We start from the raw sequence: 26,436 nt of genomic DNA on the forward strand, positions 1-26,436 counted from the left end.
TATTCAGTTTTTTTAATAATATTTTCCGTGAGAATCAATCTCAGGGAAGGATTCGATATTTAACAACAATAATTTTTAATGAGAAAATTAAATTTACTTTATATTTTAGTATTCGTGCTGCTAAGCAGCGGAATGCTTTTTTCACAAACTGCAGACAGGCTTTATTTGTCACTGGAAAGTACAGGTAGAATTTATGATATTACTGCGTTGTCCGCAACACCCGCTACAGCAATAGCATTGCCAACTCCTGTAACCGGCTCACCCAATTTTAGTACAACATCTGCTGACCGGGCAAGTAATATAGCCGTGGGTTACGATGTACCCGGAGGTAATTCTGCTAATCTTGTTTATATAAATTCTGATAATGCAGCAGGATCGTCATTATATAAAAATGGCACAATTATAAACGGAGTAACATTACCTGTCCAAATTGGAGGTTACGCAACGAATAACGTTCCTGGGCCATATTTTGGTAATGTTTACGGTTTTTCTTCGGGCAGTAAAATTCTTTATCCCGTATATCCGGCTGGTCCAGCTGTTACAATAACCGGAGATACAGAATGGACTAACGGTACCACGGTAGGAACTGATACATTCTTTGATTATCAGAATAATATCTATATGTTTATTGATAATACAGTAGCAGGTACCACTACGAGATATCTTTATAAAATATCTATAGCAACAGGAGTAGCTACGAAAGCTGTAACGATCAGCGGTGTTGCAGCCAGTGTTACATCAATACAGGGAATGGCCTACCTACAGGGTTATGTCTATATTGCTACTTCTGTCAATCCAAATACTATTACTGTTCGAAGAATTAATATTTTTGATGGTACTTCTTCTTTAGTAGCTACTTACACGGGCGGAGGTTTTCTAAATTTGGATTTAGGAACTGTTCCTTATTATGTTCCTTTTCAATTTACTTGTGGAAACATAACTCAAACTTCCAGCGTACCATTTGTTGCAGGTGTAGCCAGCGGAAATGCCACTGGAACCGCGCCTAATCAGAAATTCATCAACATTCCTATTAGTAATGTTTATGGACCCGGGACATATATTGTCAATGTTACTGGAACAGATTTTACCAATCCGGCATACTCTGTTAATGTTACAGCTGCTACAACATCTATCCAGGTTCCGTTAATCTATAACGGAACAGGAGCTGGCGGCACAAGAACGCTTACTGTGAATCTAAATGGAAGCACCACAGCCTGTACAGTTAACGTTTTGGTAGATAGTGATACTGACGGAGACACAATTGGAAATTCTCAAGATTTGGATTCTGACAATGATGGAATACTTGACATTTTTGAATGTCCCGATAGCGTTGTAGATGTTAATTTCAGCTCTACTGATGGCACCGTGACAAATTTCTCTGCACCAGCAGCGGACTTAGGATTTATATTCGATGTTTATACACTTGACAATTCATTTAATTTGAATATCAATGGTACCAACTTATCAACAACTAAATTGGAGTTTCAGCCAGACCAGACTGATAATGTTCGATTTTTAGACGGCGCAACTTATGGTAGCGGCTCTGTTCCTCAGATTTATCAAATGACAGGAAGCGCCGCAGCACCTTTAGTAAGAATTATCATACACAAAAACGGGGCTGTGAATATGTATGGCAGTAAAGTAGGTGGTGGTCCTTTGTCCCCATTACAACTTTATAATGGAAATGCATTTAATAATATTGTTTGGAATCAGACAGGAGCCAATACTATCCAGTTAACACAAGCAGTTGTTGGTGCGACATACATTACAGGAAGAGGAAATGGGGTCAAAAATGGCGTTTGTGATCCTGATGGTGATGGTTTATCGAATCAATTTGACGTTGATAGCGATGGAGACGGTTGCCCGGATTCTATAGAAGGTTCCGAAACGGTTAAATTTGATCAGGTCCATTCTCTCAGTCTTGTTTCTACAGACACTAATTATGCTTATAGAGGGCAGATCAAAGTTTTAGCAAATGGTACAGCCACAGGCACACCTATACAAGTTGTAAGTAAAATAGCCGGTGCAAATGGCGTTCCGGAACTTGTGAATTATGCTGTTATGAATACTTCCGGAACGGCCGGCGTTGCCGATAATACAGACGGAACATCTGACGTGGGACAAGGCATTGGCGATTCTCAGAACGCAAGCGTTAACTCTTGTATTTGCTATAAACCTGTCGTTACAGCCGGAACTGCACTGGACACAAACCAGGGAATTACATCTTTACAAAGAGCCGGAACAATTGGAAGCAACTGGCCAATGGTAAGAAAAGGTGCCTGGACGGCTCTGGAAGCTAAAACAAAAGGCTTTGTACCAAACAGACTGACGACCGCTCAGATTACTGCTATTCCTGCTGCCAGCCTGATAGAAGGGATGATGGTTTACAACACCACTTTAGATTGTCTTCAGATCAATACTGATGGAACTGCAGCGGGATGGAAATGTTTTAATAACCAAACCTGTTCAGACGTTAACTAACAAATTGAAAACAATGAAAAACATTATCATATTATATTCGACTTTCTTTGCTATTTTTGCATCTGCGCAGGTAGCTGTTGGGAAAACTGCCGTATCAAACACTTCAGTTTCGTTGGAGTTCGGAACAGGCAATAGAGGACTATTATTACCTTGGGTAACGAGTACTGCTTCTGTAACCGGTGTTGTAAACGGAACAATGGTCTATGATCTGACAGATAAAAAAGTAAAGGTAAAATACTCTGCAGCCTGGAAAGATCTTTCAATCAATACTGCAGGAACAACCGTAGATCCTATAAGCTCTGTAGATGGTATTACAATACAGAATGCCGCCACAGAGGCTACAAATTCCAAATTTGCAATCGGTACCGTAACAGCAACACCAGGAATTTTGGTGCTGGAAGATACCGACAAAGCAATGGTCTTACCAAAAGTAGCGAGTCCGCATCTCAACATTATCAATCCCGCACCGGGAATGATGGTTTATGACACAACGGCAAAAGTGCTGTCGGTTTTTAACGGAAGTGTATGGACATTCTGGAGACCTTAGAATCATCAAAATAAATTTGTAACAATAATTATTTATAATAGGAGAAAGAGAAATTTTTCTCCTATTTTTATTTTAATATAAAGAGAAATTCCAAATATATAAGTCAAGTCTTTCTCGAATATTTTAATTTTGCAAAAAATAAAAATGAACTTTTCAATTAATAATCTTACCGAATGGGATAATGTCGTAAAAAAAATCATCCCAGAAATAAAATATCCGATCCTCTTATTAAAAGGTAATCTTGGTGCAGGGAAAACGACATTTTCACAATTTCTTATGAAAGAACTTGGAAGTAAGGACGAAATATCCTCACCAACCTACTCTATCGTAAACGAATATGATACACCAAAAGGAAAAGTTTTCCATTTTGATCTTTACAGATTGAAGTCTGTAGAAGAAGCTTACGACTTTGGGATCGAGGAATATCTTGACAATTGCTATCTCTCAATTATCGAATGGCCGGAGATCTATATGGATGAACTCGAAGGTTATGACTATCACAAAATTTCCATCAACAATACAGAATCCGGACGTGAAATCGAATTTAATTAACCGTACCGTAAAATTGTTTTATCTTTGTTCTTTATTTTTGATTAACGATTCATTTTTATGAGCAGTACATCTACCATATTTACGCCTTTTACTGAAGAAGAATTGATTCCGAAGGAAGAAAAACTTGAAGTTGTAAAAAAAGGAAAAACATTCAGCATCGGGATTCCAAAAGAAACCTGCCTGAACGAAAAAAGAACTTGCATAATCCCGGATGCTGTTCAGATATTAGTGAATAACGGACACAAAGTGATCATAGAAGCCGGATCCGGTTTGGGTTCACATTACACTGATCTGTTATATTCCGAAGCTGGTGCAGAGATCACAGACGACCCAAAAGTAGCTTTTGCTCAGGATCTTATTCTGAAAATAAATCCACCTACAGAAGAGGAAATCGAATATCTGAGACCGATGACCTATCTGATTTCGGCTCTCCAGATCAACCTTAGAGATAAAGATTACTTTCTGAAATTAGCCTGTAAAAAAGTAAATGCCATCGCCTTTGAATTCATTATGGATGAGTATAAGCAGCTTTCTCTGGTACGATTGATCGGCGAGATCGCAGGAAGTGTTTCCATCTTATATGCGTCAGAACTTTTGGCAATGTCAAACGGATTGATGCTCGGCGGTATCACCGGCGTTCGGCCAACAGAAGTTGTCATTTTAGGCGCAGGAATCGTCGGCGAATTCGCAACAAAAGCCGCAATCGGATTGGGAGCAAGCGTCAAAGTTTTTGATAATTCGCTTTCGAAACTTCGAAGACTTCATACTTTGGTAGACAGCCGCGTTCCGACATCCATCATCGACCCTAAAGAACTTACCAAATCTCTTAGAAGAGCAGACGTTGTCATCGGCGCTTTGCCAAGGCTTAACTTATCTCCAATCGTTACCGAAGATATGGTCATGAAAATGAAAAAAGGAAGTGTCATCATAGATATCACGATTGATAACGGAAAAGTAATCGAAACATCAGAACTTACAACGACTGAAAATCCTTTTGTTGTAAAACACGGCGTGATCCATTGCGGATTACCGAATCTGACTTCAAAAATGCCAAGAACGACGACAAAAGCAGTCAGCAATTTCTTCCTGAGCTATCTTTTAGGTTATGATGAAGAAGGCGGATTCGAGAATATGCTGATTCATAAAAGTGAGATCAAACAATCGCTTTACATGTACAAAGGAAGACACACAAAACAACTGATCTGCAACAGATTCGATCTTCCTTATCACGATATTAATCTTCTGATTTTCTAAGAGCTGGTATGTTCAAAAAACTTAAATTCTACGCCATTGGTTTTATCCCGGGATTGATCATTGTTTTCTTTATTTTGAATCAAAAAGGAACAAGCTGCTCTTATTTCCCGAATGACAGAGTAATTGCAGAAACATTGACCAAAGATTTTATTTACTCTCGGGATTTTCAAATAGAAATGGAAACCAATAAAATCTCAGAACAATTTCTAAAAGACAGCATTATCGCTGGCGGAAAAATCGATTTTGACAGAAGCAAAGCCCAGGCAAAACCTTGCCCGCAGTATCTTCTGATCTATCCGAAAAATAATCCAAGATTCGAAGTCAACTATTCCAAATGTAAAGAATCGGCCGAATTTACAGGATTAAAAAAAATAAAATAGATCTGTTGATTTAATATTAATTTTACATCTAATTTCTTAAACCTAACATCTATCCAATGAATGGCAGAAATCTTTTACTCCCGGATTATTTTCTATTTGGAGTGATTTTCGCCATTTTTCTTCTGATTGTGCTTTGTTTTTTTCTTTACGGAAAATACAAATCTGCAAAGATGAAAAACAAAATTCTCGAGGAAAATTACAAAGCGATTGAAAGTAAACTTGAAAATGTACGTCTGGAACACATCGAAACCAAACTCAATCCACATCTGTTCAAAAACATCCTGAATTCGGTGCAGTCGCACGCTTACCAGACTTATATTTCTCTTGATAAATTGGCCAATATTCTGGACTACATTCTCTACGAAAGCAGTAACAAATATGTGAGCGTAAAAGCTGAACTGGACTTTGCAATGAGTCTGATTGACATTAATAAAATCAAAATCAATCCACTTTTTGACCTTCGAATCAAAACTAAAATTGACAAGGAAGATTCTATTTATTCTGAGAAGATTTTCGCGCCACTAATTTCTGTTGATTTAATAGAAAATGCTTTCAAACACACAGATTTTCTCGCTCAGGATTCTTTCATTTCTATTAATTTAAGTCTGGAAAATCGTCAATTCGAAATGAAAGTCAGTAACAAGATTTCCGAAAAAACACCAATGCAAAAGGAAAATAGCGGTTTCGGAAGTGGCTCTTTTGACCAACGGCTGAAAATGATTTACAAAAGCCATTACAAGCTGACGAAAAGTATTAACAATGATATTTACACCGCTCATTTAAAAATCAATCTGGGAGAATTTTATGATAAAATGCGTTATACTGGACGATGAACTTCTGGCGATCAGCTACTTAAAATTACTTTGTGAAGACATAGAAGGTGTTGAGATTGTAAAGGCGTTTAACAATCCGAAAGTTTTTCTTCAGGAAATTGACAATATTGATTGTGACCTTTGCATTCTTGACATAGAAATGCCCGGACTCAATGGTCTCCAGGTTGCGGAACTCATCAAAGGAAAAAAGATCATTTTTACGACCGCTTACAAAGAATATGCAGCCGAAGCTTTTGATCTGAATGTTGTTGATTATGTCAGGAAACCAATCAAAAAAGAACGTTTGCAGCAGGCATTTGAAAAGGTTGAAAAACTCTTCAGAGATCAGCAGAAAAACAGCTTATTCGAGTGGAACACAAATCTCGGAAAAACTGTGATTTTCACCAACGAAATCGTTTACATCAAAACATCTGAAATCGACAGTCGGGACAAAGATATTTTTCTGAAAAACAATTCAGAACTGATTCTCAAAAATTTAAGTTTCAAACATTTGTCAGAATTATTACCTCAGAGATACTTTGTTCAGATCAACAAAAAGGAAATGGTCAATATTCAGCATATTAAGATTTTCTCTTCTTCGGAAATCATTCTTGATATCAGTTCCACCGATAGAAATCCTTTAAAACTTAATGTCAGCGAGGTTTTCCGAGATCAGGTTGCCGAGAAATTGACAAAGAAATCCTAAATCCAAATTTCAGTACATAATTCAAGCATTTTATTACATTTCTAAATGTTAGATGAATTTCGTATTCAAAAACTTCTCAAATTTACATCTTGAAATCAGGTAATATTTAGATTAATGAATATGAAGAAGTACAGGAATATTATTTTTTACGTTATTACGATTCTATTTTTCTCAGGGTTGATCTATTGGTTTATCATAGAAGGTAAAACCCTGGAAGCTGGCGAAAATATTGTGATCAAGGAAAATAAAGGATCAATGTGGGACAATTTTGCTGAGTCTTTTATGGTGAATCTTCATCATCCGCTGGCTCTACTTCTTATACAGATCATCACCATTATTTTTGTCGCCAGACTTTTTGGATGGATTTGTATGAAACTGAAACAGCCGTCCGTCATTGGTGAGATGATCGCCGGGATTGTCTTGGGACCGTCATTAGTTGGATTATATTTCCCGGAATTTTCCGCATTTCTTTTCCCGAAAGAATCCTTGGGTAACTTACAGTTCCTCAGCCAGATAGGTTTGATATTATTTATGTATATCGTTGGGATGGAACTGGATCTCAGTGTTCTAAGAAAAAAAGCGCACGATGCAGTGGTTATCAGCCACGCCAGTATCATTATTCCGTTTGCGTTGGGAATTGGGTTGTCTTATTTCATTTATAAAGAATTTGCGCCGGACGGCATTCAGTTCAGCTCGTTTGCCTTATTTATTGCGATTGCGATGAGTATCACGGCTTTTCCGGTTTTGGCAAGAATCGTTCAGGAAAGAAATCTCCAGAAAACAAAGCTCGGAACCATCGTTATCACTTGTGCTGCGGCAGACGATATTACGGCTTGGTGTATCCTGGCAGCCGTGATTGCGATTGTAAAAGCAGGCTCTTTTGCCAGTTCAATTTATGTGATTTTGATGGCAATCGGTTATGTTTTCTTAATGATCAAAATCGTAAGACCTTTCCTGAAAAGAATCGGAGAACTGCAAGCCGGAAAAGGAATTATCAATAAATCAATTGTTGCGATTTTCTTTTTGACCTTAATTATTTCATCTTATGCAACAGAAGTTATCGGTATCCACGCATTATTCGGAGCTTTTATGGCAGGAGCGATAATGCCGGAAAATGTAAAATTCCGAAATCTATTCATTGAGAAAGTTGAAGATGTTGCGTTGGTTTTATTACTTCCTTTATTCTTCGTTTTTACCGGATTAAGAACTCAGATCGGATTGCTGAATGACAGCCATCTTTGGGTCATCACAGGATTAATTATTCTCACAGCCGTTACAGGAAAATTCATTGGAAGTGCTTTGACGGCGAAATTCCTCAATATTAGCTGGAAAGACAGTCTCACAATTGGCGCCTTGATGAACACGCGCGGACTGATGGAGTTAATTGTTCTGAATATTGGTTATGATCTAGGTGTTCTAAGCCCGTCGATCTTTGCAATGATGGTCATAATGGCTTTGGTCACTACATTTATGACAGGTCCGGCTTTGGATTTGATTAATTTTATATTCAGAAAGAAAAAAGATTTTAGCGAAGAAGAAAATGATGAAAATGGCGGAAAATACAAGGTTCTTTTATCTTTCGACAATGCCGAATCCGGAAGTACACTTTTGAAACTCGCTGACAATTTTACCAATAAAATGAACGGCAACAAAAGCATCACAGCGATGACCATTGCCCCTGTTGACGAGCTTCACGCCTTCGACGTTGATGGTTATGAAAAAGATATGTTTGAAAACGTAATCGATACGTCTAATGAACTGAAACTGGAAGTCACTACCCTTTTCAAAGCATCAAATGATATTGAAAATGATTTGATACATATTACAAACAAAGGCAATTACGACTTGCTTCTTGTTATGCTCGGAAAATCGATTTATGAGGGAAGTTTGCTTGGTAAACTGCTTGGATTCACGACAAAAATTATTAATCCAGAAAAATTACTGAATACGGTAAAAGGAAAATCCTACATTTTTAATTCGTCGCCGTTTGATGATTTTACATTGAGTATTCTGGATAAAACCAACATTCCGGTTGGGATTATGGTGGATAAGAATTTTGAAAGTGCAGACAAGATTTTCATTCCGATTTTTGAACTCAATGATTTTTTTCTGGTTGAATATGCAAAAAGGCTTATCAATAACAATGATTCACAAGTGATCATTTTGGACGCTGCCGGACAGATCAGAAAAAACACCGAAATCCGTGAGCTGATCAGAAATATAGAACACATTGCGCCAAATCACATCACACTATACAATGAAAAAATCATAGAGAAAGATTTTCTTCAGTCACAGGATCTGATGTTGATCAGCAGCAAAAGCTGGAAAAATCTCATCGATTCCAAAAGTCTTTGGTTATCAGATATTCCTTCGACTTTGATTATTTCAAATCCATAATTTTTTGAATTTTTCAGAATTAATGTTTATCTTCGTCTGGTGAAAACAATTAATACGACATATTATTACGCAATTTTGACCCTCAAACAGGATTAGGATTCGTATGTACAAATATCAAAACCTCGTCCTATTGGCGGGGTTTTTTGTTTTAAAAATTAAATATTATGAAGAAGATCAGCATCATTGGAACTGGATTAATTGGCGGCTCCATCGCATTGAAATTAAAAGATAAAAAATTCACCGATTTCGTTTATGGAATTGATCAAAATGAAGATAATCTGAATAAAGCTTTGGAATTAAATATTATTGACGAAAAAGCAGATATGGAAAACGGAGTAAAAAATTCCGATTTAATTATCATTGCAATTCCGGTAGATTCGGCAAGGAAAATATTGCCGTCGGTTTTGGATTTAATCAATGAAAAACAAACGGTTATGGATGTTGGTTCTACAAAATCAGGCATTGTAGATTCGATTAAGGAACATCCAAACAGAAAACGTTTTGTGGCATTTCACCCGATGTGGGGAACAGAAAACTCGGGTCCGCAATCTGCAACCAAAGATAGTTTTGCAGGAAAAGCGGCGGTCATCTGTAATAAGGAAGATTCTGATTCGGATGCTTTGGAAGTTGTGGAAAACGTGATTGAGAATCTGGAAATGCACCCGATCTACATGAATGCTGATGCGCACGATGTTCACACCGCTTACATTTCACACATTTCACACATCACATCCTACGCTTTGGCGAATACGGTTTTGGAGAAAGAACGTGAGGAAGACACGATTTTCCAATTGGCAAGTTCCGGTTTTTCCAGCACTGTTCGTCTTGCAAAATCACATCCGGAAATGTGGGTTCCGATTTTCCGCCAGAACAAAGAAAATGTTTTGGATGTTTTGAATGAGCATATTACGCAGCTCAGAAAATTCAAATCGGCATTGGAGAAAGAGAACTTTGATTATCTGGAGGAATTAATTACGAATGCTAATAAGATTCGGGGGATTTTGGATAAGTAGGTTTTGTTTCAGTATATTTTCCGATTACGGATTTCCGTAAAAAAGTTAGTTTTTATTTAATTAGTTTTACAAGATAATTTAAAACTAATTAAATGAAAAAAATATTTTTAGTTATCATAACATTTTTTTTCGTCTCAATTAATGCACAATCTTCTTGTAACGAAATTTTAGAGTCTGTAAAATCTAACGGTAGAGCACAAACATTTTTCAGTCCTTCCAGTGAGGCTGTTTCCCAAATCACCTTCTATGATGTCACTGTAGAATACAAAACTTATTATTTTGCTGTCGTAAAATTTTCCAGTAACCTTTACAAAGAATATATATATCAAGTTGGTTCAAATACAAAAATGAATTATTCGATGAATTATCTTACAAGTGCAGGCAAATCATTTTGGAAATTTATTGCGCCATATAACGAGAATTTAAAATGTGCTCCAGATTTTGATTAATGAAAAAATAATTATTGAGATTCCTACGGAATGACAAAATTGTGTTTTTTACAAAAATGTTGTTTTTTATTTCGAAACCGCAGCCCGGTTTGAGTGGAAATCCTTTTTTGCTTATAGTCAAGTTCTATTAAACGAAATCGTCGGCAAAAAAGATTGGGAACGGAAGACGGAAAAGCTGCCCAAATTCTACTTATCAAACTGATTCGGATGCAGCTTTTTAATCTCATCCACAGTTCCGAGAACTTTATCTTTCAATGAATTCTGATAAGTCTCTAATTTCTGAGAAACTCCAGGATCAGAAGTACCAATGATCTTTGCAGCGAGGATTCCGGCATTGGTCGCACCATTAAGAGCAACTGTCGCCACAGGAATTCCGGAAGGCATCTGCAAAATCGACAAAACAGAATCCCAACCATCGATAGAATTGCTGGACAAAATCGGAACACCAATCACGGGCAAAGTTGTGCAACTGGCCACCATTCCTGGGAGATGAGCAGCACCGCCAGCACCAGCAACAATAACTTTCAGACCTCTTTCTCTCGCCGTTTTCGCATAATCAAACATTCTCTCGGGCGTTCTATGTGCAGAAACTACGGTAAGTTCGTAAGGAATTTCCAGAGATTTCAAAAAATCTGCAGCTTGCTGCATAATTGGGAGATCGCTTTGGCTGCCCATGATTATTCCGACCATTTTCAAATTTATTAGATGCTCAAAGATAAAGATTTATGAATAAAACTGAGGATTTTGGAATAACTTTGGCATCAATTATTTTTTTATAAAAGCTTTGAGTTCAAAAACCATCATCTGCATTTTCATCGTTGCCATTGTTTGGGGAACAACTTTCCTGGGGATCAAAATCGGTGTAGAAACTGTTCCGCCGTGGTTCGTTGCGGGATTTCGCCAGTTTTTGGCGTCTCTTATTTTACTTCCGATTTTACTTTATAAGAAGAATCTAAAATGGATCGGCTGGAAAAATTTCACCATTCAAATCACGCTTTCTTCCTTGATGCTGGTTGGCGCAAACGGTTTGACAACCGTGGCAGAAAAAGACATAACAAGCAGTTTGACCTCATTGATAAGTGCACTTTCGCCGGTTTTTATCTTTGTAGCGAGCATGATTATCGGGATGGAAAAATTTACCTTCCGGACTTTGATTGGTCTTCTAATGGGATTATCCGGAGTTGTTTTTATATTCTGGGACGGCATCCACGATCTTACAAATCCAGATTACAGAAATGGATTACTCATCTTAATTTTGGCTTTGATGTGTTGGGGAATCGGGACAATCTACACCAAAAAGCTGCACACAGAAAATAACAATCTGTTCCTGAATCTTTTCTATCAATTTGCTTTTGCAGGAATAGTTCAGTTAATTTTTGCCTTTCAGTTTTCGGAGAAAATCGATGTGGAAAGCTGGTCTGCAACTAGCATTGCCGCGATTATCTATTTAGCAGTTTTCGGTTCTGTTTCGGCATTTTTCGCCTATCATTATTTACTGAAAACCTTGTTCCCAACACAGGTTTCTATATTGTCTTATGTGAATACAATTATCAGTATTTTCCTGAGCTGGCTGATTTTGGGCGAGACGATCTCTGCAAAATTCCTGATCGCTACAGCCTGCATCATCAGCGGCGTTTTCATCATCAATTATAAACCCGGAATGGTGAAATTTATAATGAAAAAATCAGGTGATTAATATATTCTTAAATTTAAAAATAAATAAAAACCTCAATTAATAAATCTTTAAAACATGAAAAAAATTCTGATATTAGCTTCTACGGCTATGCTATTATTTGCAACATCTTGCAAGAAAAATGAAACGGTTGTTACGACAGACGGACCTGATACTCTAAGCGTTGTAAAAACAACGGAAACTACAACTTTATCAGATGATGAAGCTAGAGCAAAAGTGGAAAAAGCCAAAGCAGATTTGGATGCCGCCATAAAAAAAGGAGATAAAAAGGCTGAAGCTGCCTCTAGAAAAGCATTAGATGATGCAAATCTGGCTTGGAATAAAACGAAAACTGCATTGAATAATGCTGCTCAGGATGTGAAAGAAGGTGTAGATAAAACTGTTGACAAGGCAAAAGCGGCCACCGAAGACGCTAAAAAAGATATGAAAGAGACTGCAGATGACACCAAAAAAGCGATGAAGGAAGCAGCACAGGACACCAAGGAAACTTACAACAAAACCTTGGATAAACTAAAAGCTAAATAATTTAAAACATTCTAAAAAAGAAAGCAAGGTTTTCGGCCTTGCTTTTTCATTTATTTGGAAATCACCTTTACTAAGGATTTGATATGAATTAATTTCTCCATTAATTCTTCTCGGGAATCTGCCAGAACATTAATATGCCCCATTTTCCGACCGGGTTTTGTTTCTGTTTTTCCATAGAGATGAACGTAGGTTTTTGATAATTTCAGAACATCTTCCAAACCTTGATATTTCACTTTACCGGAATAATTTTCTTCCCCAACCAGATTCAGCATTCCGGAAAATCCGAAAGAATCCGTATCGGCCAAAGGTAAATTTCTCACCACTCTATAAAACTGTTCGAATTGGGAATTAGCATTGCCTTCCTGCGACTGATGCCCAGAATTATGCAGTCTTGGCGCAGTTTCATTCACCCATACTTTGCCTTCTTTATCAAGGAATAATTCTATGGCAAAAAGTCCTGGTGAATCCGCATTATTAATGAATTGCTGAGCAATCTTATCAATCTGGCTTTGAGTCTCTTCCGAGATATCAGCAGGACAAATATTGAAATCAAGGAGATTCAGTTTCGGGTCTGCCACCATTTCTGTCACGGGAAAAGTTTTGGTTTCACCGTTTTCATTTCTGGCAACGATTAAAGACAATTCTTTATCAATATCAACCAAACCTTCCAGGACAGATTCCTGTGTCCAAAGGTTTCTCCAATCCTGCGTTGTACGGATTAGTTGTACGCCCTTTCCATCGTAACCGCCAGTATTAAGTTTTTGAACAAACGGAAGCTGGATTTTAATTTCTTCCTCGCTTCCATCCATAATTTCAAAATCAGGACTTGGAATATTATTATCAGCATAAAACTGTTTCTGAAGAATTTTCTGCTGGATGATTTTAATGATATTTGAATTCGGAACCACTTTCACACCCAGGTTTTCCAGTTCTTCCAATGCATCAGCATTCACGTGTTCGATTTCTATTGTAACAACATCTTTGTCTCTTCCAAATTCCAGAACGTCATCATAATCATTGAAGTTCCCTCTTGTATAATGAGAAATATTGGCGCAGGAACATTCCGGATTTGGGTCTAGAACATAAAATTCATCATCATATTTCAATGCTTCCTGAATGAACATTCTTCCGAGTTGTCCGCCTCCTAAAATTCCGATTTTCATTTTTTTTAAAATTAGATTTGGCTAAAGCCATTTTGAATTATTTTTTACAATTATCTTTTCGTCTGGTATCAATGATGTATTGGATTTTCCATTCGTTATTGGCTTTGACCAATTGAAAAGAATTGACTCCGCAATGAGAAAATTTTCCCTGATAATAAAACCCATAAGGTGTCCAGACCGAAGCGAGATTTCCATCAATCAGAATATTTGAAAACGATATTCTCTCGTCCAGACTTTCTTTTGCAGCTTTGGAAATGCTGGCTGCAAAGTCTTTGATATTTTCAGTTTTGACCTCACCATTTTTAGTGATTGTCTGCAAAACTGCATTTTTTGAAAAAGCTTTGGTTATTTTGGTTGAATCCGAGGTTTTCATTCCATCAAACAAGCTATTAATTGAGGTTTTAATCAAAGTCTCTTCTGAAGTTTGAGCGAAAATAGATGATGAAATAAGGATGAAAAATAATGAGAATATTTTCATATTTAGATTTTATTTATTTTTATTGCCATATGTTATCGCTATCTTTCCTTTGCCGGCTTGGTTTCCAAATAAGTTTGATTTCATAATTATTTGATTTTAAAATAACCGATTTTCATGACGTTTTCCTGATTTTCAATTTCTGATTTTTCAAGAATAATAGAATATCTTTCCTTAGTTTCTTTTGACAGCAGATCATTTACATTATAAATATCATCAATGCCAACACCAAGTTTATCATCAATATGACTAGGTGCATTTTTAAACCCCATTGTTTTATAAAAACTTGTCCTCTTCACCCTTTTGATGACTTCTGCCGTAGATTTTCCAACCATCAGATGCTGTTCGTGAAACTCTTCAAAATGTCCCGGTTTGTAACCGCCAAGATTGATGAAAAACAATTGATCCTCAGATCTCTCAGAAGTTCCTTCGATGATTTTCAATTCGTAGCCATCGGCAAATTTCACTTCCTGATAGCAATCGATATGTAGCTTGGTAAACTTCCAAAAATTTTTAATTTCCGGATGCAGATCTTCCACCCTTTCTGCGATGCCAAAGAAAACATCGTGCTGTTCGATGTTTCGTTCTGCAGGCTCTGCTCCCAAAATCACATAGAATAACTTCATGCTGAAAAATTGTCTTACAAAAATACATCAAAATTATCTTTTTCAAAGTTTGTGTACCCAAATCAATACTTTTATATTTGCGGGATGTCAGAAATCATTATTCTATTTATTGGAGCTATCGCAGCCGGATTGATGGGTTCTCTTACAGGATTGGGCGGCGGCGTCATTATCATTCCCTTACTCACACTCGGTTTTGGTGTTCCAATGCATTATGCCATTGGTGCGTCTCTTATTTCGGTGATCGGAACTTCTTCCGGTGCAGCTGTTGCCTTTGTGAAGGAAGGTTTTACCAATATGCGAATCGGGATGTTTTTGGAAATTGCAACTACAGCTGGAGCAGTTACGGGTGCTTTGGTTTCCGGCTTTCTGAACCCGAATACAATCGGAATTATCTTCGCAAGTATTCTGATCCTTACTGTTTTATTAAATTTAAAAGGAAAACCGGATCATCAGGAAGCTTTAGTTAAAGGCAGTCTTGCCGACAAACTGAAACTTTATGGAACTTTTCCGGATAAAGATGGTATAAAGCATTATGCTTCAAAAAATACAATTCCGGGATTCCTGATGATGATCTTTGCCGGTGCAATGTCCGGACTTTTGGGTATCGGTTCTGGTGCCCTAAAGGTTTTAGCGATGGATAATATGATGAAATTACCGTTCAAAGTTTCTACGACGACGAGTAATTTTATGATCGGAGTTACGGCTGTTGCCGGCGCAATGATCTATTTTCAGAGAGGACAGATTATTCCTGTGATTGCAGCACCGGTTTTGATTGGTGTGGTGGTCGGAAGTTTTATCGGCTCAAAAACATTAATGATTTCGAAAACCAAAAAGCTGAAGGTATTTTTTGCAATTGTCATTACTATACTTTCGATTTATATGATGTATAACGGCGTTGCTAAAAATTTCCAATAATGAGAACCAAACCATTTACAGATATCGATCTGAACCGTTCTGTCGGAAATCTACTAAGATTGGGCGTTTTACTTTCTGTTTTAACTTCTCTGGTTGGATTTATCAAGCTTTTTACGGAAGGTTTTGTGATGCCTAAAAAGTACAAACTTTTGAATATGGGGGCAACTTCAGAAAAAGTCTGGGGACAGTTCTGGGATTCTCTTTGTAAAGGCCAAGGAATGGCGATTATTCAGCTTGGGATATTATTCCTGATTTTGACACCATTGGTAAGAATTATTTTTGCTTTGATCGGCTATCTGAAGGAGAAAGATTACATCTATGTTGTAATTTCTCTTATCGTTTTGGCAATTATGACTGTGAGTTTCCTTACAGGTTACGCGCATTAATTCTCATAAAACTCCAAAGGCAAATTGTCCGGATCAGTCGTAAAAAAGAATTTTTTATCAGTAAATTCATCGATTCTGATCTCTTCGCAACTCAAACCTTTTTCTATTAATTCATTTCTTTTTTCTTCGATATTATCTACAGAAAATGCAAGATGACGAAGCCCGCAACTTTCGGGCCTTGAAGGTCTTTCCGGAGGATTTGGAAAAGAAAATAATTCGATGACATAATGTTCTCCGATTGCTAAATCCAATTTATAAGATTGCCTTTCTTCCCTGTAAACTTCACGCAAAATATTCAATCCCAAAACATCAGTATAGAATTTTTTGGAAGTTTCGTACTCTGAACAAATGATGGCGATGTGGTGGATTTGCATAATTTTTATTGTAGAAAGTCAAATGTATTAGGTACAAAGTTTTTATTTTGTCTGAGATTCTTCTTTCACTTTTTCCAGATAATCACCTTCCAGATTTTCTAGTCTTTTGAAATAATTCTCTTTATCCATAAACAATTTCGGATTGTAACTATCGCCTTCTTTCCGTTTTTCATGAAGGTCGAACTGGCTGGCGTGTGAAGCCACCCAAACATCAAAATCCAGTTTTTTCATTGCTTCTAATGTGTAAGCATAATCTTTCCGAATTGTTGGATAAGTTTTCACATCAGAAAATTTATTGTCAATAATGATTGAAGGTAAATTTGCAATCAGAACTTTGTATTTTCCGTTTTCATCTTTGGTTTCGAAGATAAAACTGCAGGAACCTTTCGTATGTCCCGGATGATGAAGTAAAGTCAAAACTGTATTTCCTAATTTTATTTTATCATTATTTTTCAAAAGAAAATCCGGAGTAATCGGTTTGAAAGTCACACCATATTTCCCCATTTCATAGTCGGTTTTCCCACCGTATTTAAGAACATCGGCATCACCTTCGTCTACGTAAAGTTTGGCTCCGGTTTCAGTTTTGATATCAGCCATTGCGCCCATATGGTCAAAATGTGCCTGTGTCAAAGTCAGAATTTTTGTGTCTTTATATTTGAATCCGAGTTTCTCGATATTAGATTTGATTTGAGGATAAGAATCGGCCAAACCAGTATTGATGAGGATATTTCCTTTGTTCGTCACAATGAGATACGACGCCAGATCGTAAGTTCCGACGTAATACAAATTCCCTACAATCCTGAACGGTTCGTAAGGCTGAGACCATTCCGGCGAATGGTCTTTTGGTTCGTTTACGGTTTGTGCATTCCCGAAAAAGGAGATGATTAGTAAAAGTATAAATGTGAGTTTTTTCATTTTGTTTATTCTTTAAAACCAGTTATTAATCATTATTTTTGTCATTCCGTAGGAATCTAAACATAGCTGTAGAAACTGAATTACAATCTTATAATTGAAACAAATCATCCAGAAATGTACAAATTAGAATGTATAATGTACTAAGTATATTTTACTTTGTACATTATACATTTTACAAAAATCAGAACCTCATCACATCCTTCACAACGCCGCCTTTCTGTGTTAATGGAACCAATTCTGTTGTGATGAAATCCGTAATTCTTTTGTTATCAATATCATTCGGGAAAAGCAGGTGGACATTTGCGCCGGCATCCAGAGTGAAGAACAAAGCCAGACCTGTGATTTTCCTGAATTCCCAGATTTTATTGATGACTTGCAAAGTTCCGGTCTGCATCAGGATAAAAGCCGGCTCGCTCATCATCATCATGGCGTGAAGTGTCAATGCTTCGTGTTCCACGAGTTTGATGAAACCTTCCATATCACCGATGGAAAGAATGGTTTTCAGTTTTGCAAAATTCTCGTGTGCTTCCTGGAAACGTCTTTCAGCGTAAGGATTCGTGTTCATCAAGCCGTGGCCAACGGTTGAAGAAACGGATTTTTGACCTTCGTGAATCAGTAATACCCAATCGTGGAAGTTTTTGAAGATCGGATGGATTTCGTTGTTGTTATAAGGTACAGCAAACAAATCTGAACTGCCTTCCACTTCTTCAGTTTTTCCCCAAACGACTAAACCGTCGTAGAGACTTCTGCATGCACTTCCGCTTCCCAATCTCGCCAGAAAACTGGCTTTTTGATTGATAGTTGTTGGTTGCTGCCCTTCGACTCCGCTCAGGATGACATCGTTGTTGGTTGTCAGGCTGAGGCTCCCGAAGCCTTCTTCTTTTGTACCTGAAAATATTTTATCTAATTCCATCAAACATTTTGCAATAGCTCCGAAACCTGAAGCCGAACTTGCAATTCCGGAACTATGCGGAAAAGTATTTTCGGTTCTGATGATGTATTTTCCTTTTAAGATCCAAGGAAGATATGGCTCGATATTTTTGAAATATTTTTCAATTTTTTCAGCAAATTTTTTCTCTTCGTTTTCACTTAAAAAAGTCTGAACCGAGAATCCTTCTCCGACAAAAAACGCCATCGTTGTGTTGGTTCTACAATGGTTGAGAGTGTAGCTGATACTGGGATTTGCAGGGATTTGGTTTTCGTATTTTCCCCAATATTTGATAAGAGCAATATTAGAAGGACAGCTTTCGGAAACCGTTTGGTTTGATATGTTGAATTGGGAATTTCCCAAAAATTCTTGCGTCATAAGTTTGGCTTTTGGCAATCGGCTTTGGCTGTTAGCTTTTGCAGATTGGTTTTGGTTGGCTAATTTAAGAATTAAAAAAGCTTTGTCAAAGTTGATTTAGTCTAAATGAAGCTTATGCTTTGGGCTAAAGCCATTATATTTTGCTTGTTCAAAATTGGACCAAATGCGAGATCATTTATCTTACACTCAGTTTGTGTCGCTCCTACGGAGCTCCGATTATATAGGACAATGGATGCTATTAACAGTTCGTTCCTACAAGCTTTGAGAAAATGTAATATTCCTTTGATACCTAATTGAATCAAGACAAATTCTAAAGCTTTTTTTAAAGTTATAAACTTTGACAAAGCTCTTCTATCTGCTGATTTTTAAAATTTTAGAGAAAACGCATTTCAATAAGGTGTTGATTCATTACAAAACCTCTTTGAGCCATTACTTTACCTCTTTGATTCATTTCATTAAGTCTTTTACTCATTACGTTGCGCTAGTGATTCATTACGCTAAGTTACTGATTCATTACGTTGAGCCGGTGAAGCATTACGTTGAGCCATCTTCACGTGTTCATCGGCTTTTCCTGCAATTGGAATTTTGGTTGATTTGAATTTTGAAAAGGCTGATATATATCTTTTCTGTAACATTTTTGAGATTAATGAACTAATTTTGTGAGTATTTAAAAATCGTTGAAAAGAAAAACAAAACCTCAACATAGCCCCGATTGCAGTGGAAATCCTTTTTTGAAAAAAAAGATTGCAACGGAAAGCGGGTTGGAAAAGTGAAACGAAGAGAAAAAAACTTGTTGCTCCAAATTTCAAATTAATTATTCATTTTAATTATTAATGATCTATGCTGAAAGCTGAAAATATCAAAAAAACATACAACGCAGGGAAGAAAATTGCGCTTCAGGATTTCTCGCTGGAGGTGCCGACTGCCAGTATCTATGGGCTTTTGGGTCCTAATGGTGCGGGAAAACATCGTTTATCCGGATTATCAATCAAATCACGCAGGCGGATGAAGGCAAGGTCTGGATCGATGGCAAGGAACTGAATCCGGAACACATCCGGAACATCGGTTATATGCCGGAAGAACGCGGACTTTACAAGAATATGACAGTGGGCGACCAGCTTTTATACTTCGGTGAGTTGAAAGGAATGTCCCGACAGGAAGCACTTTCGCAGGCCAAATTCTGGTTTGAGCAACTGAACATCGACCAGTGGTGGAAGAAAAAACTGAGCGAACTGTCCAAAGGAATGGCGCAGAAAATCCAGTTTGTGGTGACGGTTTTGCACCGTCCGAAATTGCTGATTCTGGATGAGCCTTTTTCGGGTTTTGACCCTGTGAATGCGAATCTTATCAAAGACCAAATCATCAGATTAAAAAATGATGGAACGACGATAATTCTTTCAACACACCGAATGGAAAGTGTGGAGGAAATGTGCGATTTTGTAGCCTTGATCAACAATTCTAAAAAGGTTTTGGACGGAAAGGTTTTTGATGTCCGCGAGCAGTTTAAGCAGAATGTTTTCTCCGTGGTTTTGGCGGATACAAATTCTGAAAACCTGGAGGAACTGACGAGAAAATATCAGATTGAAAGTATGACAACAGCGAATGGATTATTCCAATTTGAGCTGAAGAATTCTGAGAATCAAAACATTCTGCTTCAGGACCTATTGAAAACCGGAACGATAAGAACCTTCAACGAGAAAATCCCGAGTATGAATGAGGTTTTCATTAATGCGGTGAAGTCATAACTTAAAACAAAATCAATTTATTTCCCCAACCCTAAAGGGAGTAAATTGATTTTCTTCGCTCCCTTTAGGGTTGGGGAAACGAAGAAAATTAATTTAATATAACGAAATTCAATGAAAAATATATATCTCATTACCAAAAGAGAATTTCTGACGCAGGTCAAGAAGAAATCTTTTATTATTCTCACGGTTCTTGCACCACTTCTGATGGTTGGATTCGGGGTTTTGATTGGTTTTATGTTTAAAGCCAACGAAGCGGAATATCATTTTGATGTCGTGGACAAAAGCGGACTTTTCGCCGGTCAATTAAAATCTACAAAAGAAATCACTTACACTTTTGTTCCTGCTAATACGGAAAATGCATTAGTCAAAAACCTGAAGGATCTCAAAGGAACTGACGGTTTGCTCATCATCCCGGAACTGAAAGACACTAATTTTGATGCGTTGGAAAGTGGTACAAAACTGTTGACCAACAAGAAAATCGGAATGGATACTAAAACCTATGTTTCTGCTGACCTGAGCAACGTTCTGAAAAAAGAAAAAATCAAACAGCTGGGAATCAAAGAAGACAGGATCATCAATCTTGATAAAAATTTCAAGCTTATTTCTCAAAATATAACGGAAAGCGACAAACCGGAAAGTGACCTTGCTTTTGGAATCAAGACGATATTAAGTTTTGGGTTGATGTATGTTGTTTTTATGTTCATCATCATCTACGGTGTCCGGGTGATGAGAAGCGTTTTGGAAGAGAAAAACAACCGTGTGGTGGAGATTATCATTTCTTCTGTAAAGCCATTTGAGTTGATGATGGGTAAAATCCTGGGAGTGACTTTGGTTGCGCTGACACAATTTACGGTTTGGATTGCGATGACTGTAACAGCAGCACTTTTCCTTAATACAGGATTCTCTGCGATGCAGAAAAACATTCCCGCAGGACAGGAGGAAATGATAAAAAATCTGGATATTCAGCAGATTGCGACGGAAGCGTCTCACATCCTTCTGGATATGAATTTTGTTGGTATAATTGCTGTTTTTGTATTTTTCTTTTTGTTCGGTTATATCTTTTACAGCTCGATGTACGCAGCGATTGGAAGTGCGGTTGATAACGAAACGGAGACACAGCAATTCACCTTGTTTGCAATTGTTCCGCTGATGTTAGGGCTTTACGGAAGTTTCACCATTATGAATAATCCGGATGGACCGATGGCTTTTTGGTTATCAATAATTCCATTCACTTCTCCTGTTGCGATGATTGCAAGGATTCCGTTTGGTGTTCCGCTTTGGCAGATTTTATTATCAATATTTCTCTTGATTGCTTCTACTCTACTGATGGTTTACGTTGCAGCAAAAATCTACAGAGTTGGAATTTTAATGTATGGAAATAAAGCAACTTTGAAGGAAATCTGGAAGTGGATCAGGAGCTGATTCTGTTATTAAATTAATTTTCATTTTATTTGTGGAAAATTAATACCGTGAAAAAACTAATTCTAATTGCTTTGGCTTCATTATCTATTATTGCTTGTAGAAAAGATGATGATAATGAAAAATCGGAACCTTTAATCGTTGGAACCTGGAAAACTACTGATTACATTGCTATTTCTGGAAAAGATGGTTCAATTATCTTTTCAAATACAATTCCGGAAACAGATTGTATTAGAAAATCCAAGTATACTTATAAAACCAATGGGAAATTTGTTGCAGAATATTTTCTCAATATTCAGACTGGGCAGTGTGGAAATGTTGGTTTTCCTGAAGAGATGGATTATATTTATAATGAATCTGCAAAAACCATTTCTTACAAAATTGACGGTATAACCCAGGATTTAATCAATGTATACTCATTATCAAAAACTGAGATGCAAATCCTGGTAAGTGATAATATGGATCAAAACTCAGATGGAATTCCAGATAGAATCCTTAAAATCTATATTAAACAATAAAAAACTTCTGAGAAATTTCTGGGGAGTTTTTTTATTTTGATATTCCAAAAATGAACCTTTCATTAATTTAAAATATAAATTTCCTCAATTGCATTTTTTTCAATAGATTAGTCGAATTAAAAAACAAACCATAACAAAAAACATTAAACAAATTAATTCATGAAACACTTAAAACATTTTTTAGCAATTATTTTACTCTTCAGTCTTTCGACTAAGGTTTTTTCTCAGGAAAAAAAGGTTGCAGTAGTCACTTTTTACACGGATAAAATGATTGATTATACAGATCTCGGCATCGGTGGCGAAGAAATCATAAACAGCATCCTGAATTTGAGAGATAATCCAAAATTCAACCTGACTCCTATTATGGAAAAATACCACACTGCTTTTTTTAATGATTACGCAGCGAAATTCCCTTTCAAACTACTACCGGAAGATGTTGTAACCTCTAACAAACAGTACCAGGATTTTGTTCCTTCATATAATAAAAGTGATGATGCATTAAAAAATATGATCGTTTATCCAAATTACAAATATATCTACGAAGGTTTCAACGGAAAAACGAATGAAGCTGGTATGGCAAACATTTTCAAAGACCAGGCGGATGGCGTTTTGTTTACCCAGATTCATTTTGCATTGGAAAAAGGATTTGGTATTGGCGGAACGGCAACCGTTAAAATGAAAGCTTACGCAAGAATCGCTTTATACGACAAGAATGGAAACAAAGTTTTTGTCATTAACGAAGGGGCAAACTCTAAAAAAACAGGCGTAATGGTTCGTGGGATTCCTGTATTGTCTCCAGACAAAATCCTTCCGATGTGTGAAAGTGCTTTAGAAGAACTGCTAAAAGATCTGGATGATAATCTTCCTAAAATCATCAAGAAATCTGCAAAATTATAACAACAAAAAATCCTCAGAAAATATTCTGAGGATTTTTTTATTTTTTTCTCTTAGCGATTGACTTTGCTTTTTGCTGAGCTCTGTTGGCTCCAAATTTTTTCGGTGCTTTTCTTTTACTTGGACCGCCCATATTGACTTTCTTATTCTTGTCTTTTTTCTCGTGGAAGGCAGAATCGCCTTCATTCAGTTTGGCGGTGGTCAAAAACTTCATTTTAACCTCTTCCTGCTCTGATGAGATCTTCACTTTGGAAACAGTAACCACTTCCGGAAATTCGGTTTTCGTGATTTCTTTGTCCATCAAAAGCTCGATGTCCAAAAGCTGAGCTTCTTCTTTTTTGGTGAAGAAACTGATGGATATCCCTTCTTTATCCGCTCTACCTGTCCTACCAATTCTGTGAATATACTGTTCCGGAACTTCAGGAATTTCAAAGTTGAAAACGTGCGAAATATCCGGAATATCAAGCCCTCTCGCCATTATATCCGTCGTGATCACGCCACGTAATTCTTCATTGGTGAATTCCTGCATCACTCTGAGACGGAAATTCTGAGATTTGTTTGAGTGGATCACCCCAAATTGGTCTGGAAATTCAACATTCAGTTTTTCGAAGATCAGATCGGCGTGTTTTTTATTATTGGCAAAAATTAGAATTTTTTCTAAATCTGTTTCAGTTTTAAGAAGATGAATTAATAAATTCAGTTTGGTGTTGAAATTTTCAACCGGAACTGCAGACTGTGCAATTTTTTCCAAAGGCGTTCCGGATCTTGCCAATGAAATTTCAATCGGCCCTGCAAAATATTCGTTCAGTAAAGCATCTACAGCATCTGTCATCGTTGCAGAAAAAAGAATATTCTGTCTTTTTTCTTTCATCATTTCGAAGATGTGCGTCAGCTGTGGACGGAATCCCAGATTCAGCATTTCGTCAAACTCATCGATGATCAGTTTTCCGACTTCTTTTAAAGAAATTGCATTATCAATTGCCAAATCCATTACTCTACCTGGCGTTCCGACCAGAATATCACAGCCGTCTTTGAAGAGTAATTTCTGCGTATTAATATTTTTCCCACCATAGATTCCGATAACTCTTGCTGTAAGATTTTCCGTCATTTTTGTAATCACTTCCGTTACCTGAACTACCAATTCTCTGGTTGGAACCAAAACTAAAACTGTTGGGTTTCCGGTTTTGTTGTATTTCCAGGTTTTAAGAACGGGAAGCGTGTAAGCCAATGTTTTACCTGTTCCGGTTTGGGCAATTCCCATCACGTCACGTCCGGAAAGTATCGGCCCAATGCTTTTTTCCTGAATAGGTGTTGGTTCAAAAAGGTTGAGGTCTGCTAAAACATCCAGAATCTTTTCCGGTAAATCGAAGTCTGCAAAAGTGGTTTTCATCTGAATTTATTTTTTTTAAGATCAGATGGTGCATCCATAATTGTCTTGCTATTTGAAATAGACATTTTTGAAGATGGATGGTTCATCTGGTAAAATTTATTTTTAAAGTGGTCAAAGGAAACTTAGAAAGTTGAATTTCTTTTCGGTTTCAATCGGCAAAGATACAGATTTTGAAATCAAGAGAAATTTTGGACTATGAAATATAAATAATTACAATTATTTTGACGCAGATTTTAAAGATTTAAGCAGATTTTTTTAACACAATAATTTGCAAAATTTCTTAATCTATGAGAAAATTTTTAAGCTTTTTACAACCTCTGGTCTTCCTTCAAAATAATCCTGAAAGTCGTTCCTTTTCCAACTTCTGACTGTGCAATCCTAACCTCGCCTTTATGGTATTCTGTCACGACTCTTTTTGTTAAAGATAATCCTAATCCCCAACCTCTTTTTTTGGTAGAAAATCCAGGTTTAAAGGCATTTCGGACTTGTTGTTTTGTCATTCCGCTTCCAGTATCGGTGACATCAATATAGACATTTTTATTCTTTTTATAAAGTGAAAGTTCAAGCTTCCCTTCACCTTTCATGGCGTCCACAGCATTTTTAATTAAGTTTTCGATGACCCAGCTCATCAGGATTCTACTGTGTGGAATCAAAACCGGTTCGTAAGTTTTTCTTAAGGTGAATTCGACTTTGGTTGAAATCCTTGATTTTAAATAATCAAAATTCTGCTGAACGGTTTCATTGATATCAAGATCATTCAGCGCAGGAATCGATCCTATTTTTGAGAATCTTTCGGAAATGGTTTTCAGTCGGTCAACATCTTTCTCGAGTTCTTTTACACCCAAGCCATTTTCGTCTTCCAGCTTCATAATCTCGACCCAGCCAATCATTGATGACAATGGTGTTCCGATCTGATGGGCCGTTTCTTTCGCTAAACCAGCCCACACAAAACCTTCGTCAGTTTTTTTCAGCGTTCTTAGAAACCAAAAAGAAAAGATCAGATAAGCACCTATGAATAAAGCAATTACATAAGGATAAAACCTAAAATAATTGAGCAGATCCGAGTTGTCATAATAGATATATTGGTTTTGTCCCGATGGTAATTCTACGATAAACGGCTCGTAAGAATTTTCCATTTTCCGGATCAGATTTTTCAGTTTCACAGGATTCTGTTCGATATGTTCCGGAACATTAGCCTGGAAAATCGGGGCTTTATTTTTATCTGTCACCACAATAGGAAGATTCGTATTGTCCTGCATTACAGCAAGATACAACTCCTGAATTTTGGGATCAGCAGAAATTTCGTCATCAGTATAAGCTTTGAGAGCGGTTGCAATCAACTCTACTTTTTTGATTTCCTGCTTCCTCAACTGGTCAATCAGGATAAATGAAGAAATTGCAATTCCAAAGACAATAGCCGTGAGTATAAAATATACCACCCAGCTGTTGATCCTTTTCAGAAAATTAAAACCTTTCATTAATGCTTATAAAACGGCAATTT

Annotated in this window: 27 protein-coding genes and 1 pseudogene; 18 read left to right on the forward strand and 10 right to left on the reverse strand. The window is 37.0% G+C overall.

Annotation, left to right across the window (positions count from 1 at the left end; all coding sequences use genetic code 11):
- The first annotated feature begins 78 nt into the window (after window positions 1-78).
- The 10 genes from ACFJGY_RS13050 to ACFJGY_RS13095 all read left to right on the forward strand — a co-directional run bounded on the left by ACFJGY_RS13050 (window position 79) and on the right by ACFJGY_RS13095 (window position 10,591).
- On the forward strand, window positions 79-2,481 hold the full coding sequence (locus tag ACFJGY_RS13050) for a hypothetical protein (RefSeq protein ID WP_379964588.1): 2,403 nt from the start codon (window positions 79-81) through the stop codon (window positions 2,479-2,481).
- A 13-nt stretch (window positions 2,482-2,494) separates the two neighbouring features.
- On the forward strand, window positions 2,495-3,028 hold the full coding sequence (locus tag ACFJGY_RS13055) for a hypothetical protein (RefSeq protein ID WP_379964591.1): 534 nt from the start codon (window positions 2,495-2,497) through the stop codon (window positions 3,026-3,028).
- Window positions 3,029-3,172: 144 nt separating this feature from the next.
- Window positions 3,173-3,580 carry a tRNA (adenosine(37)-N6)-threonylcarbamoyltransferase complex ATPase subunit type 1 TsaE gene (tsaE, locus tag ACFJGY_RS13060; RefSeq protein WP_379964594.1) on the forward strand — a complete coding sequence of 136 codons (408 nt, stop codon included), beginning with the start codon at window positions 3,173-3,175 and terminating at the stop codon, window positions 3,578-3,580.
- 57 nt (window positions 3,581-3,637) lie between these two features.
- Complete coding sequence (locus ACFJGY_RS13065) at window positions 3,638-4,834, forward strand: alanine dehydrogenase (protein ID WP_379964596.1); 1,197 nt, start codon at window positions 3,638-3,640, stop codon at window positions 4,832-4,834.
- An 8-nt stretch (window positions 4,835-4,842) separates the two neighbouring features.
- Window positions 4,843-5,214 carry a hypothetical protein gene (locus tag ACFJGY_RS13070; RefSeq protein WP_379964598.1) on the forward strand — a complete coding sequence of 124 codons (372 nt, stop codon included), beginning with the start codon at window positions 4,843-4,845 and terminating at the stop codon, window positions 5,212-5,214.
- 56 nt (window positions 5,215-5,270) lie between these two features.
- Window positions 5,271-6,047, forward strand: coding sequence for a histidine kinase (locus tag ACFJGY_RS13075; RefSeq protein WP_379964600.1), 777 nt, complete (start codon window positions 5,271-5,273; stop codon window positions 6,045-6,047).
- Window positions 6,019-6,732, forward strand: coding sequence for a LytR/AlgR family response regulator transcription factor (locus ACFJGY_RS13080; RefSeq protein WP_379964603.1), 714 nt, complete (start codon window positions 6,019-6,021; stop codon window positions 6,730-6,732). Before ACFJGY_RS13075 ends, ACFJGY_RS13080 begins: the two co-directional genes overlap by 29 nt.
- 120 nt (window positions 6,733-6,852) lie before the next feature.
- Window positions 6,853-9,129: a cation:proton antiporter gene (locus ACFJGY_RS13085; RefSeq protein WP_379964606.1), complete on the forward strand. Its 2,277-nt coding sequence runs from the start codon at window positions 6,853-6,855 to the stop codon at window positions 9,127-9,129.
- A 164-nt stretch (window positions 9,130-9,293) separates the two neighbouring features.
- Complete coding sequence (locus ACFJGY_RS13090) at window positions 9,294-10,142, forward strand: prephenate dehydrogenase (RefSeq protein ID WP_379964608.1); 849 nt, start codon at window positions 9,294-9,296, stop codon at window positions 10,140-10,142.
- A 92-nt stretch (window positions 10,143-10,234) separates the two neighbouring features.
- Window positions 10,235-10,591, forward strand: coding sequence for a hypothetical protein (locus ACFJGY_RS13095; protein WP_379964610.1), 357 nt, complete (start codon window positions 10,235-10,237; stop codon window positions 10,589-10,591).
- Between the two features lie 186 nt (window positions 10,592-10,777).
- On the opposite strand, the gene purE is transcribed toward ACFJGY_RS13095, so the two are convergent.
- Window positions 10,778-11,281, reverse strand: a complete 504-nt coding sequence (gene purE, locus ACFJGY_RS13100; protein WP_379964612.1) for a 5-(carboxyamino)imidazole ribonucleotide mutase — start codon at window positions 11,279-11,281, stop codon at window positions 10,778-10,780.
- Between the two features lie 94 nt (window positions 11,282-11,375).
- Between purE and ACFJGY_RS13105 the strand changes: the two genes are divergently transcribed.
- Complete coding sequence (locus ACFJGY_RS13105) at window positions 11,376-12,287, forward strand: DMT family transporter (RefSeq protein ID WP_379964615.1); 912 nt, start codon at window positions 11,376-11,378, stop codon at window positions 12,285-12,287.
- A 54-nt stretch (window positions 12,288-12,341) separates the two neighbouring features.
- On the forward strand, window positions 12,342-12,809 hold the full coding sequence (locus ACFJGY_RS13110) for a hypothetical protein (protein ID WP_379964617.1): 468 nt from the start codon (window positions 12,342-12,344) through the stop codon (window positions 12,807-12,809).
- 50 nt (window positions 12,810-12,859) lie between these two features.
- Here ACFJGY_RS13110 and ACFJGY_RS13115 read toward each other — a convergent pair whose 3' ends face one another.
- The 3 genes from ACFJGY_RS13115 to ACFJGY_RS13125 all read right to left on the reverse strand — a co-directional run bounded on the left by ACFJGY_RS13115 (window position 12,860) and on the right by ACFJGY_RS13125 (window position 15,073).
- On the reverse strand, window positions 12,860-13,972 hold the full coding sequence (locus ACFJGY_RS13115; protein WP_379964619.1) for a 5-(carboxyamino)imidazole ribonucleotide synthase: 1,113 nt from the start codon (window positions 13,970-13,972) through the stop codon (window positions 12,860-12,862).
- Between the two features lie 37 nt (window positions 13,973-14,009).
- A complete protein-coding gene (locus ACFJGY_RS13120) occupies window positions 14,010-14,450 on the reverse strand; it encodes a nuclear transport factor 2 family protein (protein ID WP_379964622.1) in 441 nt (146 codons plus the stop codon).
- Window positions 14,451-14,536: 86 nt separating this feature from the next.
- Window positions 14,537-15,073 carry a DUF1543 domain-containing protein gene (locus ACFJGY_RS13125; RefSeq protein ID WP_379964624.1) on the reverse strand — a complete coding sequence of 179 codons (537 nt, stop codon included), beginning with the start codon at window positions 15,071-15,073 and terminating at the stop codon, window positions 14,537-14,539.
- Window positions 15,074-15,157: 84 nt separating this feature from the next.
- Here ACFJGY_RS13125 and ACFJGY_RS13130 point away from each other — a divergent pair, with 84 nt between their 5' ends.
- Both ACFJGY_RS13130 and ACFJGY_RS13135 read left to right on the forward strand, forming a co-directional pair.
- Entirely contained in the window at window positions 15,158-15,988 is an 831-nt protein-coding gene (locus ACFJGY_RS13130; RefSeq protein WP_379964627.1) for a sulfite exporter TauE/SafE family protein, read from the forward strand.
- Complete coding sequence (locus ACFJGY_RS13135) at window positions 15,988-16,374, forward strand: DUF1634 domain-containing protein (protein ID WP_379964630.1); 387 nt, start codon at window positions 15,988-15,990, stop codon at window positions 16,372-16,374. The genes ACFJGY_RS13130 and ACFJGY_RS13135 overlap by 1 nt, the downstream gene beginning before the upstream one ends.
- Here ACFJGY_RS13135 and ACFJGY_RS13140 read toward each other — a convergent pair.
- From ACFJGY_RS13140 to ACFJGY_RS13155, 4 genes are all read right to left on the reverse strand, one after another.
- The gene (locus ACFJGY_RS13140; protein ID WP_379964633.1) at window positions 16,371-16,748 is read right to left on the reverse strand and encodes a VOC family protein; all 378 of its coding nucleotides are present in this window, start codon (window positions 16,746-16,748) and stop codon (window positions 16,371-16,373) included. The two genes, ACFJGY_RS13135 and ACFJGY_RS13140, sit on opposite strands and share 4 nt — an antisense overlap.
- A 42-nt stretch (window positions 16,749-16,790) precedes the next feature.
- Entirely contained in the window at window positions 16,791-17,663 is an 873-nt protein-coding gene (gene blaESP, locus ACFJGY_RS13145; RefSeq protein WP_379964635.1) for an ESP-1 family subclass B3 metallo-beta-lactamase, read from the reverse strand.
- A gap of 181 nt (window positions 17,664-17,844) precedes the next feature.
- Window positions 17,845-18,969 (reverse strand): diphosphomevalonate/mevalonate 3,5-bisphosphate decarboxylase family protein, encoded by a 1,125-nt coding sequence (locus ACFJGY_RS13150; protein ID WP_379964638.1) that lies wholly within the window; start codon window positions 18,967-18,969, stop codon window positions 17,845-17,847.
- Window positions 18,970-19,466: 497 nt separating this feature from the next.
- On the reverse strand, window positions 19,467-19,604 hold the full coding sequence (locus ACFJGY_RS13155) for a hypothetical protein (RefSeq protein WP_379964640.1): 138 nt from the start codon (window positions 19,602-19,604) through the stop codon (window positions 19,467-19,469).
- A gap of 205 nt (window positions 19,605-19,809) precedes the next feature.
- Here ACFJGY_RS13155 and ACFJGY_RS13160 point away from each other — a divergent pair.
- The 4 genes and pseudogenes from ACFJGY_RS13160 (at window position 19,810) to ACFJGY_RS13175 (ending at window position 23,548) form a co-directional block, all read left to right on the forward strand.
- A pseudogene (locus tag ACFJGY_RS13160) lies at window positions 19,810-20,714 on the forward strand (ABC transporter ATP-binding protein).
- A gap of 111 nt (window positions 20,715-20,825) precedes the next feature.
- Complete coding sequence (locus ACFJGY_RS13165; protein WP_379964642.1) at window positions 20,826-22,136, forward strand: ABC transporter permease; 1,311 nt, start codon at window positions 20,826-20,828, stop codon at window positions 22,134-22,136.
- A gap of 47 nt (window positions 22,137-22,183) precedes the next feature.
- A complete protein-coding gene (locus tag ACFJGY_RS13170; protein WP_379964644.1) occupies window positions 22,184-22,651 on the forward strand; it encodes a lipocalin family protein in 468 nt (155 codons plus the stop codon).
- A 159-nt stretch (window positions 22,652-22,810) separates the two neighbouring features.
- Window positions 22,811-23,548 carry a hypothetical protein gene (locus ACFJGY_RS13175; RefSeq protein WP_379964646.1) on the forward strand — a complete coding sequence of 246 codons (738 nt, stop codon included), beginning with the start codon at window positions 22,811-22,813 and terminating at the stop codon, window positions 23,546-23,548.
- Window positions 23,549-23,585: 37 nt separating this feature from the next.
- Here ACFJGY_RS13175 and ACFJGY_RS13180 read toward each other — a convergent pair whose 3' ends face one another.
- Window positions 23,586-24,935 carry a DEAD/DEAH box helicase gene (locus ACFJGY_RS13180; protein WP_379964649.1) on the reverse strand — a complete coding sequence of 450 codons (1,350 nt, stop codon included), beginning with the start codon at window positions 24,933-24,935 and terminating at the stop codon, window positions 23,586-23,588.
- 308 nt (window positions 24,936-25,243) lie between these two features.
- Window positions 25,244-26,413: a sensor histidine kinase gene (locus ACFJGY_RS13185; RefSeq protein ID WP_379964651.1), complete on the reverse strand. Its 1,170-nt coding sequence runs from the start codon at window positions 26,411-26,413 to the stop codon at window positions 25,244-25,246.
- Window positions 26,414-26,436 lie beyond the last annotated feature (23 nt).

It is taken from the genome of Epilithonimonas sp. UC225_85 (assembly GCF_042695135.1).
In the GTDB taxonomy this organism is placed as follows: Bacteria; Bacteroidota; Bacteroidia; order Flavobacteriales; family Weeksellaceae; genus Epilithonimonas.

Coding starts and splice junctions, on each gene's coding strand:
- ACFJGY_RS13050 (WP_379964588.1), top strand. CDS start 79: ATGAGAAAATTAAATTTACTTTATATTTTAGTATTCGTGCTGCTAAGC.
- ACFJGY_RS13055 (WP_379964591.1), top strand. CDS start 2,495: ATGAAAAACATTATCATATTATATTCGACTTTCTTTGCTATTTTTGCA.
- tsaE (WP_379964594.1), top strand. CDS start 3,173: ATGAACTTTTCAATTAATAATCTTACCGAATGGGATAATGTCGTAAAA.
- ACFJGY_RS13065 (WP_379964596.1), top strand. CDS start 3,638: ATGAGCAGTACATCTACCATATTTACGCCTTTTACTGAAGAAGAATTG.
- ACFJGY_RS13070 (WP_379964598.1), top strand. CDS start 4,843: ATGTTCAAAAAACTTAAATTCTACGCCATTGGTTTTATCCCGGGATTG.
- ACFJGY_RS13075 (WP_379964600.1), top strand. CDS start 5,271: ATGAATGGCAGAAATCTTTTACTCCCGGATTATTTTCTATTTGGAGTG.
- ACFJGY_RS13080 (WP_379964603.1), top strand. CDS start 6,019: ATGATAAAATGCGTTATACTGGACGATGAACTTCTGGCGATCAGCTAC.
- ACFJGY_RS13085 (WP_379964606.1), top strand. CDS start 6,853: ATGAAGAAGTACAGGAATATTATTTTTTACGTTATTACGATTCTATTT.
- ACFJGY_RS13090 (WP_379964608.1), top strand. CDS start 9,294: ATGAAGAAGATCAGCATCATTGGAACTGGATTAATTGGCGGCTCCATC.
- ACFJGY_RS13095 (WP_379964610.1), top strand. CDS start 10,235: ATGAAAAAAATATTTTTAGTTATCATAACATTTTTTTTCGTCTCAATT.
- purE (WP_379964612.1), bottom strand. CDS start 11,281: ATGGTCGGAATAATCATGGGCAGCCAAAGCGATCTCCCAATTATGCAG.
- ACFJGY_RS13110 (WP_379964617.1), top strand. CDS start 12,342: ATGAAAAAAATTCTGATATTAGCTTCTACGGCTATGCTATTATTTGCA.
- ACFJGY_RS13115 (WP_379964619.1), bottom strand. CDS start 13,972: ATGAAAATCGGAATTTTAGGAGGCGGACAACTCGGAAGAATGTTCATT.
- ACFJGY_RS13120 (WP_379964622.1), bottom strand. CDS start 14,450: ATGAAAATATTCTCATTATTTTTCATCCTTATTTCATCATCTATTTTC.
- ACFJGY_RS13125 (WP_379964624.1), bottom strand. CDS start 15,073: ATGAAGTTATTCTATGTGATTTTGGGAGCAGAGCCTGCAGAACGAAAC.
- ACFJGY_RS13130 (WP_379964627.1), top strand. CDS start 15,158: ATGTCAGAAATCATTATTCTATTTATTGGAGCTATCGCAGCCGGATTG.
- ACFJGY_RS13135 (WP_379964630.1), top strand. CDS start 15,988: ATGAGAACCAAACCATTTACAGATATCGATCTGAACCGTTCTGTCGGA.
- ACFJGY_RS13140 (WP_379964633.1), bottom strand. CDS start 16,748: ATGCAAATCCACCACATCGCCATCATTTGTTCAGAGTACGAAACTTCC.
- blaESP (WP_379964635.1), bottom strand. CDS start 17,663: ATGAAAAAACTCACATTTATACTTTTACTAATCATCTCCTTTTTCGGG.
- ACFJGY_RS13150 (WP_379964638.1), bottom strand. CDS start 18,969: ATGACGCAAGAATTTTTGGGAAATTCCCAATTCAACATATCAAACCAA.
- ACFJGY_RS13155 (WP_379964640.1), bottom strand. CDS start 19,604: ATGTTACAGAAAAGATATATATCAGCCTTTTCAAAATTCAAATCAACC.
- ACFJGY_RS13165 (WP_379964642.1), top strand. CDS start 20,826: ATGAAAAATATATATCTCATTACCAAAAGAGAATTTCTGACGCAGGTC.
- ACFJGY_RS13175 (WP_379964646.1), top strand. CDS start 22,811: ATGAAACACTTAAAACATTTTTTAGCAATTATTTTACTCTTCAGTCTT.
- ACFJGY_RS13180 (WP_379964649.1), bottom strand. CDS start 24,935: ATGAAAACCACTTTTGCAGACTTCGATTTACCGGAAAAGATTCTGGAT.
- ACFJGY_RS13185 (WP_379964651.1), bottom strand. CDS start 26,413: ATGAAAGGTTTTAATTTTCTGAAAAGGATCAACAGCTGGGTGGTATAT.